This window comes from Arthrobacter sp. 10N44_2, from assembly GCF_056394385.1.
Map to the genome: position 1 here is coordinate 61,717 of NZ_JBFTHT010000003.1, position 11,886 is coordinate 73,602.

10 protein-coding genes are annotated in these 11,886 nt (G+C 66.6%); 8 read left to right on the top strand and 2 right to left on the bottom strand.

The features are described 5' to 3' along the window. Nucleotides 1-8: 8 nt before the first annotated feature. Nucleotides 9-1,247, bottom strand: a complete 1,239-nt coding sequence (locus AC1DBX_RS04845) for an NAD(P)/FAD-dependent oxidoreductase (protein ID WP_476931189.1) — start codon at nucleotides 1,245-1,247, stop codon at nucleotides 9-11. 281 nt (nucleotides 1,248-1,528) lie between these two features. Here AC1DBX_RS04845 and mnmA point away from each other — a divergent pair, with 281 nt between their 5' ends. The 7 genes from mnmA to AC1DBX_RS04880 all read left to right on the top strand — a co-directional run bounded on the left by mnmA (nucleotide 1,529) and on the right by AC1DBX_RS04880 (nucleotide 10,187). Beyond that, a complete protein-coding gene (gene mnmA, locus AC1DBX_RS04850) occupies nucleotides 1,529-2,641 on the top strand; it encodes a tRNA 2-thiouridine(34) synthase MnmA (RefSeq protein WP_476858888.1) in 1,113 nt (370 codons plus the stop codon). Between the two features lie 318 nt (nucleotides 2,642-2,959). Continuing rightward, nucleotides 2,960-4,588, top strand: a complete 1,629-nt coding sequence (locus AC1DBX_RS04855; protein ID WP_476856679.1) for an ABC transporter substrate-binding protein — start codon at nucleotides 2,960-2,962, stop codon at nucleotides 4,586-4,588. 134 nt (nucleotides 4,589-4,722) lie between these two features. Further along, nucleotides 4,723-5,814 carry an ABC transporter permease gene (locus AC1DBX_RS04860; protein WP_476858887.1) on the top strand — a complete coding sequence of 364 codons (1,092 nt, stop codon included), beginning with the start codon at nucleotides 4,723-4,725 and terminating at the stop codon, nucleotides 5,812-5,814. Between the two features lie 2 nt (nucleotides 5,815-5,816). Continuing rightward, complete coding sequence (locus tag AC1DBX_RS04865; protein ID WP_476848779.1) at nucleotides 5,817-6,830, top strand: ABC transporter permease; 1,014 nt, start codon at nucleotides 5,817-5,819, stop codon at nucleotides 6,828-6,830. Beyond that, the gene (locus AC1DBX_RS04870) at nucleotides 6,827-8,530 is read left to right on the top strand and encodes an ABC transporter ATP-binding protein (RefSeq protein ID WP_028275997.1); all 1,704 of its coding nucleotides are present in this window, start codon (nucleotides 6,827-6,829) and stop codon (nucleotides 8,528-8,530) included. The genes AC1DBX_RS04865 and AC1DBX_RS04870 overlap by 4 nt, the downstream gene beginning before the upstream one ends. A gap of 194 nt (nucleotides 8,531-8,724) precedes the next feature. Next, nucleotides 8,725-9,141, top strand: a complete 417-nt coding sequence (locus tag AC1DBX_RS04875) for a chorismate mutase (RefSeq protein ID WP_230011813.1) — start codon at nucleotides 8,725-8,727, stop codon at nucleotides 9,139-9,141. A gap of 2 nt (nucleotides 9,142-9,143) precedes the next feature. After that, nucleotides 9,144-10,187, top strand: coding sequence for a uroporphyrinogen decarboxylase/cobalamine-independent methonine synthase family protein (locus AC1DBX_RS04880; protein WP_476931190.1), 1,044 nt, complete (start codon nucleotides 9,144-9,146; stop codon nucleotides 10,185-10,187). Between the two features lie 76 nt (nucleotides 10,188-10,263). Here AC1DBX_RS04880 and AC1DBX_RS04885 read toward each other — a convergent pair whose 3' ends face one another. Beyond that, complete coding sequence (locus AC1DBX_RS04885; RefSeq protein WP_476858883.1) at nucleotides 10,264-10,986, bottom strand: DUF4166 domain-containing protein; 723 nt, start codon at nucleotides 10,984-10,986, stop codon at nucleotides 10,264-10,266. A gap of 202 nt (nucleotides 10,987-11,188) precedes the next feature. Here AC1DBX_RS04885 and mtrA point away from each other — a divergent pair, with 202 nt between their 5' ends. Then, nucleotides 11,189-11,863 carry an MtrAB system response regulator MtrA gene (gene mtrA, locus AC1DBX_RS04890; protein ID WP_026538469.1) on the top strand — a complete coding sequence of 225 codons (675 nt, stop codon included), beginning with the start codon at nucleotides 11,189-11,191 and terminating at the stop codon, nucleotides 11,861-11,863. The last annotated feature ends 23 nt before the right edge of the window (nucleotides 11,864-11,886 follow it).

The following is an 11,886-nucleotide window of genomic DNA, read 5'->3' on the forward strand; positions in this document are numbered from 1 at the left end:
TCCAGAAGCTAATCCAGGAGCTGATCCAGGGGTACCGAGGAGTCGGCAAGCAGGTCCGGGCTCACGGCGGTGCGGGCGTTGATGAGCGCCTTGATCGCCTTCTGCGGCTTGGCGGCGCGGGGCCAGTTGACATTCATTCCGGCGATCACCTGGCCTTCGCGCTGCCAGAAGGCAATGAACTCCTTGTCCGCAAGCGAGCCGCGGATGACCGGCGGGCCGGCAACGAGCGTCGGGAAGCCCGAGTACTCCATGCTGACGTCGTACTGGTCCGTGTAGAAGTACGGGATGGTCTCCAGCGTGGCGTCGAGGCCGAGCATCGCTTTGGCTGCCACCTTGCCCCCATTCAGGGCATTGGACCAGTGCTCGCTGCGGTGGTGTTCCCCGGTGAACGGGTGCAGGGCGTTGGCGACGTCGCCTGCGGCGAAGATCCCGGGCGCCGAGGTCCGCAGCGACGCGTCGGTGAGGATGCCGTTGCGGATCCCGAGCCCGGCCGCCTCGGCCAACCCGACCTCCGGCACAACGCCGACGGCGATGACCACGAGGTCGGCGGGCAGGACTTCGCCCGAGTCGGTGACCACTGCCGTCGCCCGACCAAACCACCCCTGAATCTCGGCAGCGGACGCCGGAAGCCTGAACCGTACCCCGTGGGCCTCGTGCAGCCCGCGGAAGAAACCGCCCAGGTCCGGGCCAATCGCCGCGCCCAGCGGCACGTCCTCCAGCCCCATCAGGGTGACGGTGTTTCCAAAAGTGCTGGCGGCAGCGGCCAGTTCCATCCCGATCCAGCCGGACCCGACCATGACCACGTGCAAGCCGCCGCCGGCAAGGCGGGCGTGCAGGCGCCGGCTGTCCTCGACCGTCCGGAACGTGCTGACGCCCTCGAGACCGCTGCCGGGCAGCGGGATGGTCCTGGGCCGCGCTCCCGTGGCAAGCAGGAGCGAGCCGTACTCCAGCCGCCGCCCGTCATCCAGAACCACAGCCCGGGCGGCCGGGTCCACCGCCGTGACCTGGACGCCGAGCCGGACGTCGACGTCGTTCGCGTCGTACCAGTCCTCGGGCACCACAGGCAGGGCGTCGTCGCCGGCCTTGCCCAGCAGGTACTCCTTGGACAGCGGCGGGCGCAGGTACGGCTGGTGGGACTCGGCGGCCACCAGCACCACCGGACCGCTGAAGCCCTCCGTCCGCAATGTTCTGGCGGCGGTGGCGCCGGCCAGCCCGCCGCCCACGATCACGATGTTCCCGACAGCCATGTCCGCTCGATTCCCGCGTCGGTGCGCTTCCGTTTTCTAAAACCGCTTGTCCTGACGCTAGAAGGGGGAGGCGGTCCCGTCAAGGCCTTTTGGGGAGGATTCGGCGTGGCGATAGAATGGCGGGGCAGGCATTGTGCTATTTCCGGGGGCCAGCAGTAGCACTGCGGTTCAACCCAGCAGTGAAAGCCCGGCAGTAGCCCAGCACTAAAAGCCCAGCAGCACCGCAGCTGCGAACAGCAGCCCCGGGGCCTGTGACCCCCCGAACCCTAGAGAAAGCCAGTATGCGAGTTCTTGCAGCCATGAGTGGCGGCGTCGATTCCGCCGTTGCCGCCGCCCGCGCCGTCGAGGCGGGGCACGACGTCGTCGGCGTCCACCTCGCGCTGTCCCGGATGCCGGGCACCCTGCGAACCGGCAGCCGCGGCTGCTGCACCATCGAGGACTCCCGCGACGCCTGGCGTGCGTGCGACATCCTCGGGATCCCGTACTACGTCTGGGACTTTTCCGAACGGTTCAAGGAAGATGTCGTCCAGGACTTCATCGATGAGTACGCCGCAGGCCGCACCCCCAATCCCTGCATGCGCTGCAACGAGCGGATCAAATTCGCCGCCCTGCTGGAGAAGGCCATCGCCCTGGGCTTCGATGCCGTATGCACCGGCCACTACGCGAAGGTCATCACGGACGCCGACGGCAACCCCGAACTGCACCGCGCTGCGGACTGGGCCAAGGACCAGAGCTATGTGCTGGGGGTGCTGACCCACGAACAGCTCAAACACTCGATGTTCCCGCTGGCCGAGACGCCGTCCAAGGCCGAGGTCCGCGCGGAGGCGGAGCGCCGCGGCCTCTCCGTGGCGAACAAGCCGGACAGCCACGACATCTGTTTCATTCCCGACGGCGACACCGCCGGCTGGCTCGCAGAGAAGATTGAAATGACCACGGGGGACATCGTGGACGAATCCGGCGCGAAGGTCGGCGAGCACCCGGGCGCCAACGCGTTCACCGTGGGCCAGCGCCGCGGGCTGAAGCTCGGCACCCCGGCTGCGGACGGCAAGCCGAGGTTCGTGCTGGAGATCCGGCCCAAGGAGAACAAGGTGGTGGTGGGCCCGGAGGCCCTGCTCGCCATTGACGAAATCCGAGGCATCAAGGTCTCCTGGGCGGGGCTGCCCATCGTCGAGGTGGCGACCGGAGAAGAGTTTGACTGCTACGCCCAGGTCCGCGCCCACGGCGACCCCGTCCCTGCCCGCGCGCATATGGCGGACGACGAGCTTGTGGTCACGCTCACCGAGCCGCTGCGCGGCGTGGCCCCCGGCCAGACGGTGGTGCTCTACCAGGGCAGCCGCGTGCTCGGCCAGGCCACGATCGATGCCGCGCGCTCGCTTCAGCGGGCCGCGCTCTAGCTGCCCGCCCCACCGACTCCAGCGAAGGGTCCCGCCAGTTGGCGGGGCCCTTCGTCGTCTGTACCCTCCGTCGTCGTCAGACTACCCGGCCGTCCACGGCGCCCGGATGCGCAGGACCCTGCCGAAGATCCGGGCGGAATCCTGCAGAAAATGAGAGAAACCTTCGAATCGTGTAAATTTTGTGTCTCAACTCACAAAATGCAACGTTTCACCGAATGATCGTCTGGTTGAATCTAGGAATCAGCAAAGCGTGCCGCCCGACGAGTCAGTCGTTTCACTTCGGGCTGCGCTAGAACGCATCGAACAGAAAGTTCACAGATGGCAATGAACAAAAAGGCCTGGCACAGCGTCATCGCGCTGGCCGGGGTTTCCGCCTTTGCACTGACGGCCTGCACAGGGCCGACCGGGGGCGCTGGCGGGTCATCAGCCGCAGCTAGCGGTCCGATCGCCTACGGCACCACGGACAAGGTCACTGCCTTGGATCCGGCGGGCGCGTATGACAACGGTTCGTTCATGGTGATGAACCAGATCTACTCCTTCCTCCTCAACTCGAAGCCCGGCAGCGCAGATCCCGTGCCGGACCTGGCCGAGTCCGCGTCCTTCACCTCGCCGAACGAGTACACGGTCAAGCTCAAGCCGGGCCTCAAGTGGGCCAACGGCCACACGCTCGACTCCAAGGACGTCAAGTTCTCCTTCGACCGGCAGACCAAGATCAACGATCCTGCCGGTCCCGCAAGCCTGCTGACCAACATCGAAAGCATCACCGCCCCAGATGCCAACACCGTGGTCTTCAAGCTGAAGCAGGCGAACGACCAGACCTTCGCCCAGATCCTCAGCAGCCCCGCCGCGCCGATCGTAGACGATGAAGTCTTCCCGGCCGACAAACTGCTTGACGACGACTCGATCGTCAAGGCCAAGGCGTTCTACGGCCAGTACGTGATCGACACGTACAAGAAGAACGAGCTGGTCAGCTTCAAGGCATTCCCGGACTACCAGGGGGTCCTCGGCAAGCCGGCCAACGACGCCGCCACGATCAAGTACTACGCCGACCCCACCAACATGAAGCTGGACATCCAGCAGGGGAACATCGACGTCGCGAACCGCAGCCTGAGCGCCACCGACGTCGATGACCTCAAGAAGGACTCCAAGGTCAAGGTCAACGTTGGCCCCGGCGGCGAAATCCGCTACATCACGTTCAACTTCGACACGATGCCGTTCGGTGCCAAGGCTGCCGACGCCGATCCGGCCAAGGCGCTCGCCGTCCGCCAGGCCATCGCGAACCTCGTTGACCGCCAGTCCATCGCGGACCAGGTCTACAAGGGCACCTACCTGCCGCTGTACTCCAACGTTCCCAACGGCTTCCTGGGCGCCAACGAATCGTTCAAGGACGCCTACGGCGACGCCGGCAAGCCGAGCCTGGACAAGGCCAAGAAGGTCCTCGCCGACGCCGGTGTGACGACCCCCGTCTCGATGAACCTTCAGTACAACCCGGACCACTACGGCAAGTCCTCCGGCGATGAGTACGCCATGATCAAGGACCAGCTGGAGAAGTCCGGTTTGTTCAAGGTCAACCTGCAGTCCACGGAATGGGTCACCTACAGCAAGGCCAGCCGCGCCGACGAATACCCGCTGTTCCAGTTTGGCTGGTTCCCCGACTTCAGTGACGCCGACAACTACCTGACCCCGTTCTTCCCGGAGGGCGGCTTCCTGAAGAACCACTACAACAACCCCACCGTCAACGACCTGATCAGCAAGCAGCTCACCACCGTCGATAAGACTGAACGCGAGTCCACGATCAAGGATGCGCAGAATGCCCTCGCCAAGGACATCTCCACGCTTCCGTTGCTCCAGGGCGCGCAGGTTGCCATTTCCGGCAGCGGTGTCAAGGGTGTCGATTCCACCCTCGATGCCTCCTTCAAGTTCCGTTTGGGAACTCTTTCCAAGTAAGGCTGCAGCCCTGCTGTCCTGACCAGCCTGCGAGGCGGGGCGCCCTCGAGGCGCCCCGCCTTTGCTGGTCATTGCCGCATCCTGCAGTTCACGCCGGCCCGCCCAAGGCCGCGACAGCACAATCTTAGGTACCAATGACAACATTGACTGAGGCGCCGCTAAACGACGCCGACGGACTTCTTCCGTCCAAGAAAAAATCCTCGGGTGGGGGCTTGGGGACCTACATCCTGATCCGGTTCTTCCTGATCATTCCGACCATTTTCATTCTGGTGACTTTGGTCTTCTTCCTGATGCGGGTCATCGGCGACCCCATCACTGCAGCCCAGGGCGGCAGGCTTCCGCCGGAGGCGCTCGCGCAGCGCATCCACGACGCCGGCTACGACCGCCCGATCCTCGTGCAGTACCTCGAATACGTTGGCCAGGTGGCGACCGGCAACTTCGGCACCACCATCACCGACCGCCGCCCTGTGGTCGAAATGATCATCACGTTTGGCACGGCAACCCTGGAACTGGCCATCAATGCCCTCATCGTGGCGCTGGTGGTCGGCATCCCGCTCGGCCTGATCGCCGCCTACCGGCGCGACAAGGCCCCGGACGCATTCCTGCGGTTCTTCGCCATCCTCTGCTACGCGACCCCGGTGTTCTTCGCCGGCCTGCTGATGAAGCTGGCCTTCTCCGTCTGGCTGGGCTGGCTGCCCGTCGCAGGACGGGCCTCCACCAGGACCGAGCTGGCCATGGGAAGCCTGGCCGCACCGACCGGGATCTACTGGCTGGATGCCTTGCGCAGCGGCAACATGGCCGCGTTCGGCGATGTCGCGGCCCATTCAGTCCTCCCCGCACTCACCCTGGGGCTTTTGACGGCAGGGGTCTTCCTGCGGCTGGTCCGCACCAACGTCATCGGCACGCTCGGCAAGGATTACGTGGAGGCCGGCAGGTCCCGTGGCGTCAGTAATTACCGGCTCGTGACCAAGCATGCCTACAAGCCTGCCCTCATCCCGATCATCACTGTCATGGGACTCCAGATTGCCCTCCTGCTCGGCGGCGCCGTCCTCACGGAGTCCACCTTCGAGTGGAAGGGCCTCGGCTACCAGCTGGTGCAATACCTGAACGCCCGCGACTTCGTCGCCGTCCAGGGAATCGTCGTGATGCTGGCGGTCATCGTTGCCGTCACGAACTTCATCGTGGACGTCGTCGCAGCCCTGATCGACCCGCGAGTGAGGTACTAGCCATGAATGCAACCAAAGTAAGTGGGCGCAAGCAGCCCCTCATCTACCGGCTGCCGGTGATCTCGCATTTCCGCTCGAGCGTCGGGCTGCAACGCGGCATGCTCGTCACGGGCATGGTGCTGGCCGCCGTCTTCCTGCTCGTCGCCGTGTTTGCGCCGTGGATCGCGCCCTACGGGTTTGCCCAGCTCAGCGACGCCGCCGGTCCCTTCCCGACACAGCAGCCCCCCAGCCCGGCCCACATCTGGGGCACCACGGTTGGTGGCTATGACGTCTATTCCCGGGTGCTCTGGGGTGCCCAGACGGCCGCCGTGGTGATCATCGTGGCCGTCGCGATGTCGATCTTCCTCGGCGTAGCCCTCGGCCTCGTCAGCGGCTACTTCGGCGGCTGGCTGGACCGGGTGTTCGTGGTGATCGCCGATGCGATCTACGCTTTCCCGTCACTGCTCCTGGCCATCGTGATGTCAATCGTCATCAGCCACGGGCAGTCCAGTTTCTGGGGAGGCATTGTTGCCTGCTCCATCTCCATCTCGGTGGTGTTCGTCCCGCAGTACTTCCGGGTCATCCGTGCCGAGACCATCCGGCTGAAGGCGGAGCCGTACGTCGAATCGGCCAAGGTGGTGGGTGCCTCCAGTATCCGCATCATGGGCCGGCACATCTTCAAGAACGCAACCCGCACGCTGCCGCTGATTTTCACGCTGAACGCGTCCGAGGCCATCCTGACCCTGGCGGGCCTTGGCTTCCTGGGGTTCGGCATCGAGCCGACCTCCGCCGCCGAGTGGGGCTATGACCTGAACAAGGCCATTGCAGATGCCTCCTCGGGCATCTGGTGGACCGGTGTCTACCCCGGTACGGCGATCGTCCTGACCGTGCTTGGGCTGACCCTCGTCGGTGAGAGCATCAACGACCTCAACGATCCCCGCCTGCGGGGCCGCAAGAAGGCTGTGGCAGGCAAGGGCGGACCCGACTCCACCGCCGGCACCCAGGCTGCACTCGAAGCAGAATCGAGAGTTCTATGACCACCAACATCGACAAGCCCGGCGCAGGCGCAGGCCCGGTCCTTGACATCGACCGGCTCAAAGTCACCTTCGCCACCGACGCCGGGGATGTGTATGCCGTCAAGGACGTGAGCCTCCAGGTCAACCCCGGCGAAGTGGTCGCCATTGTTGGCGAGTCGGGATCCGGCAAGACCGTGACGGCCAAGACCATCCTGGGATTGCTGCCGGAGACGGCCATCAGCCAAGGCGCCGTCCTGATCAACGGCAACAACGTCATCAGCGTCAGCGAAGCCAAGCTGCGGGAGATCCGGGGCCGCGACGTGGCCATGGTGTTCCAGGAGCCATCCACCGCCCTCAACCCGGTCTTCACCGTGGGGTGGCAGATTGCCGAGGGCATCCGTGCGCACGCCGGCAGCGGCGGCCGCAGCAAGGTCTCGGCCAAGGAGGCCAAGGCGCGGGCAATTGACGCCCTCCGCAAAGTTGGCATCCCGGACCCGGAAACTCGGGTCAACTACTATCCGCACCAGTTCTCGGGCGGCCAGAAACAGCGCGTCGTGATTGCCGCCGCGCTGGCCCTGAACCCTGGCCTCATTGTGGCCGACGAGCCCACGACCGCCCTGGATGTCACCGTGCAGGCCGAGATCCTTGAACTGCTGCGGGATCTGCGCGACAACTACGGGACCTCCATCGTGCTGATTACGCACAACATGGGCGTCGTCGCCGACCTCGCCGACCGCGTCGTGGTCATGTACCAGGGCGACGTCGTGGAGGAGGCATCCTCACGGGTGCTGTTCGCCGAGCCCAGGGAGGACTACACCAAGAAGCTCCTCGCCGCCGTCCCGCACCTGGGCCGCAACTCCGCCTCGGAGGGCATGGTCGAACGCGCCCACCAGGGCGGCAAGGTGCTGGTCGAGGCAAAGAACCTGACCATCGAGTATCCGGGGCGGCTCGGCAGCCCGGCGTTCAAGGCCGTCGACGGCGTCAGCTTCACCGTGTCCGAAGGCGAAGTCTTCGGCCTCGTGGGGGAGTCCGGCTCGGGCAAAACCACCATCGGCCGGGCGATCGCCGGCCTGAACCGGACCACGGGCGGCAGCCTGAATGTGCTGGGCTACGAGATGCTGAACTTCAAGGAGCGCACCTTCAAGCCGCTCCGCAAGGAGATCGGCTTCGTTTTCCAGGACCCGGCGGCCTCGTTCAACCCGCAGCTGACCATCGGCGATTGCGTGGCGGAACCGCTGATCATCCACTCCAACCCGACAGCGGCCGAGGCACGCAAGAAGGTCGGGGAGCTGCTCGAATCCGTGCAGCTGCCGGCGTCGTACGCTGACCGGTTCCCGCACGAACTCTCCGGCGGGCAGCGCCAGCGCGCCTCCCTGGCGCGGGCGCTCATCCTGAACCCGAAGCTGCTCATCGCCGATGAGCCGACGTCGGCTCTGGACGTGTCCGTGCAGGCCGTTGTGCTGGAGCTGTTCAAGGAGATCCAGCAGGAGTTCGGCTTCGCGTGCCTGTTCATCAGCCACGACCTCGCCGTGGTGGACATGCTCGCCCACTGGGTCGGCGTGCTCTACAAGGGCAAGATGGTGGAGCAGGGCCTCGGCAACCAGGTGATGGGCAACCCGCAGCACGACTACACGAAGAAACTCATCGCCTCCCTGCCTGTTCCGGACCCCGACGAACAGGCCAGGCGCCGCGAGGCGTTCAAGGCCGTGCTCCACAGCTAACTGCCGGAACCGGGCACCTGCCCGATCCGGCGCGGCCCGATCCTGCGCCGGCGAGGGCTCCGGCAGGGCCACAGCCAAGGGGCATGCCCACCGTTCGCCACGAACGGTGGGCATGCCCCTTGGTGTCTCCGCGGGCGCCTGCAACGGTGCTTAACAGCGGGAGGCATTGGCCGCGGAACCCCTAGACTGGGTCAATGACCGAGCAGAACCCCACTCTTCCCGAAACCGATTCCTACGACCCGGCGGCAAGCTCCCTGGCCGGTTCCGTGGATCCCGCGGTCATGGCGGAGCTGCTGTCGATCCGCTCCAGCATAGACAACATCGATGCCACCCTCGTCTTCCTCCTCGCCGAACGCTTCAAAGCCACCCAGAAGGTCGGCTTCCTCAAGGCCGCGCACCAACTTCCCGCCGGGGACCCGGGCCGTGAAACGGCGCAGATCGCCCGGCTGCGGCACCTCGCCGCCGAAGCCCACCTGGACCCGGCCTTCGCGGAGAAATTCCTGAACTTCATCATCGGCGAGGTCATCCGCCACCACGAGGCCATCGCCGAGGACCACCAGGCCGCCCAGGCCTCCGGCTCCGCGGACGCCGCCCGCGCCGCAGACGCCTAGCCATGGCAGCACCAGACGCGCCCGCACCGGGCCAGGTGACCGCGACCGCCCTTGGCCCCTGGCCGGGCGAGGACCCGGCCGAGGCCGCCCGCATCATCCGCGGTGAACTGGGCAGCCCGCACCTGCCGTTCCTCGCCGAGCTTCCCGATCGCGGCGTCGGCTCCGATGCCCTGGGCCGGACCGCCTCTTTGCTCGTCGAACTAGCCGTCGACGTCCAGCCGCATGGATGGCGGTTCGTGGACCGGCCCGGCAAGGACCTGCAGCGGGCCAAGTCGGCCCTGTCCACCGACATCAACATCCTGGCGGACGTGATCGGCGTCGAGGAAGTGCCGTCGGACGATATCAAGATCCAGCTGCGCGGGCCGCTCAGCCTTGCCGCCGGGCTGCACCTGCACAACGGCGAGCGGGCCCTGATCGACTACGGTGCCCGCCGGGACATCGCGGATTCGCTCGCAGCGGGCGTGGAAGGCTACCTCAAGCGGGTGGCGGCGGCTGCCCCCGGTGCCCGGATCGTCGTCCAGATCGACGAACCTGAAATTGCGTCGGTGCTGGCCGGCACCATTCCCACCGCCAGCGGTTACCGGACCCTGCGTTCGGTGCCGGGCCGGGAAGTGACCGAGTCCTGGCAATTGGTGATCGACGCGCTCCGGGCCGCGGGCGCCGTCGAAACCGTTGTGGCCGTCTCCGAGGTAGAGGCGCCGTTCGAGCGGATCCTGGCGGCAGGCGCGGATGGAATCGCTGTGCCGCTTCGGGCCCTGACCTCGCGCCAGTGGGAACAACTCGCGGGCGCGGTGGAGGCCGGCAAGCGGCTCTGGGCCGGCGCGCTGGACGTGGCTGATCCTGCCGCGTCACTGCCACGGGTCCGCGACGTCGTGGAAAACGTTTGGCGCCCATGGCGGCAGCTGGGTCTGCCCGCGTCCACGCTGGGTGCGCTCCGGGTCACGCCGTCAGAGGGCCTGGCGCGGCACTCACCCGCCACTGCGGCGGCGGTCCTGACCCGGCTGACCCAGGTGGCGGACGGGCTCAACCAGCTCGCCCTCGGCTAGCGCGGCACCTTCGGCCGCCGGCGGCCCGGGGCGCAACCGTGCCCGCGGTGCCTCCGCTGTGCCCTGCTGGCCCTGGTCAGACCCTGCTTTCCCAGGCGTCCGGTCGGGCGTGCCCTGGCAGGTAGCCCGGCGCCGCAATACCGCCGGGGTAGGGCTCGAGCCGGTAGTCGAAATGGCCGGCGTAGACCAGCACCAGCCCGAGCTGGGGCTGGATCACCTTGACCTGGATCCGGTGCCTGCCGCCGTCCTGCGGCTCCCACCACTGCTCGGCGTAGGCCTTGGCGTCGAGGGCCGCCGGCAGCGGAATCCGGAGCGGTCCCACGAACAGCCGCGACGCCTCGGACACGCCGCGCAGCCGGCCCTCCGGCGTGACGCTGAGATTGAGGTCGGTGACGAGCCGCCGGTACCGGCCCACGTAGTCCACGAGCCCGGGCCCGAGCCCGCCGTTATCGCGCCCGCCGTCATCAAAGCTGGTCGTGTCCTGGAACAGCCGGGTGGTGCCCGGGAAGAAGATTTCCCGGCGGGCCGTCAGGCTGGACCTGCCGAACGGGTCCAGGTGGGCGTGGTTCTCGATCCGGAAGCGGACGCCCTCGCCGTACTCGGGGAAGAAGGCCTGCTCGCCGGTGGTGAGCCGCAGCAGGGGACGCAGCCAGGCCTGCCGGCAGCCGACGACGTCGAACACCCCCTCGCCGACGCCGTAGTGGCCGGATCCCGGTGCCAAAGCAAAGTATTCTTGAAGCTCCGGCTGCAGTCGGGCAAAGTCGCTGCCCAGGGCTCGCTGGTAGATCGGGGTGTTCACGGGTTCCTCCTGCGGTCCGGGCCGGTTCACTGGGCCTTTCCACAGCATGCAGGACAACGCGGCAATTGTCACAGCGTCCCGTGCATCGGCGCGGTTCTGGGCCGGTTCCGGCGGGGTTCCGGCGGCCGTGGCAGGCCCGGTTGCACCATGCCGGCGGGCCGCCCGATACGACAAAGCCAATTCAATGGGGGAATATATAACTATGAAGGCACGCATTCTGGTAGTGGATGATGACGAGGCTCTGGCCGAGATGATCGGTATTGTGCTGCGCAATGACGGCTTCGAACCCGTCTTCTGCGCGGACGGCGCGCAGGCGCTGGACGTGTTCCGCTCCTCCAAGCCGGACCTCGTCCTGCTCGACCTCATGCTGCCGGGGATGGACGGCATTGAAGTCTGCCGCCAGGTCCGTGCCGAGTCCGACGTCCCGATCGTGATGCTCACGGCCAAGGCGGATACCTCGGATGTGGTCCGCGGCCTCGAGTCCGGTGCCGATGACTATGTGCCCAAGCCGTTCAAACCCGCCGAGCTCGTCGCCCGGGTCCGGGCCAGGCTCCGCCCGGGTGACCAGAAGGCACCGGAAACCCTGCGGATCGCCGATGTCACGATCGACGTGGCCGGCCACCTGGTCAGCCGCGGCAACGACCGGATCTCCTTGACGCCGCTGGAATTCGACCTCCTCGTCGCCCTGGCCCGCAAGCCGTGGCAGGTGTTCACGCGCGAACTGCTCCTGGAGCAGGTCTGGGGCTACCGGCACGCCGCCGACACCCGGCTGGTCAATGTCCATGTCCAGCGGTTGAGGTCCAAGATCGAACGCGACCCGGAAGCCCCCGAAGTTGTATTGACGGTCCGTGGTGTCGGCTATAAAGCAGGTTCCTGAGCCTGCGGACCGCAGTGTCCGGC

Excerpts from the sequence above, each read along its gene's own strand:
- AC1DBX_RS04845 (WP_476931189.1), bottom strand. The coding sequence starts at position 1,247 with ATGGCTGTCGGGAACATCGTGATCGTGGGCGGCGGGCTGGCCGGCGCC.
- mnmA (WP_476858888.1), top strand. The coding sequence starts at position 1,529 with ATGCGAGTTCTTGCAGCCATGAGTGGCGGCGTCGATTCCGCCGTTGCC.
- AC1DBX_RS04855 (WP_476856679.1), top strand. The coding sequence starts at position 2,960 with ATGGCAATGAACAAAAAGGCCTGGCACAGCGTCATCGCGCTGGCCGGG.
- AC1DBX_RS04860 (WP_476858887.1), top strand. The coding sequence starts at position 4,723 with ATGACAACATTGACTGAGGCGCCGCTAAACGACGCCGACGGACTTCTT.
- AC1DBX_RS04865 (WP_476848779.1), top strand. The coding sequence starts at position 5,817 with ATGAATGCAACCAAAGTAAGTGGGCGCAAGCAGCCCCTCATCTACCGG.
- AC1DBX_RS04870 (WP_028275997.1), top strand. The coding sequence starts at position 6,827 with ATGACCACCAACATCGACAAGCCCGGCGCAGGCGCAGGCCCGGTCCTT.
- AC1DBX_RS04875 (WP_230011813.1), top strand. The coding sequence starts at position 8,725 with ATGACCGAGCAGAACCCCACTCTTCCCGAAACCGATTCCTACGACCCG.
- AC1DBX_RS04880 (WP_476931190.1), top strand. The coding sequence starts at position 9,144 with ATGGCAGCACCAGACGCGCCCGCACCGGGCCAGGTGACCGCGACCGCC.
- mtrA (WP_026538469.1), top strand. The coding sequence starts at position 11,189 with ATGAAGGCACGCATTCTGGTAGTGGATGATGACGAGGCTCTGGCCGAG.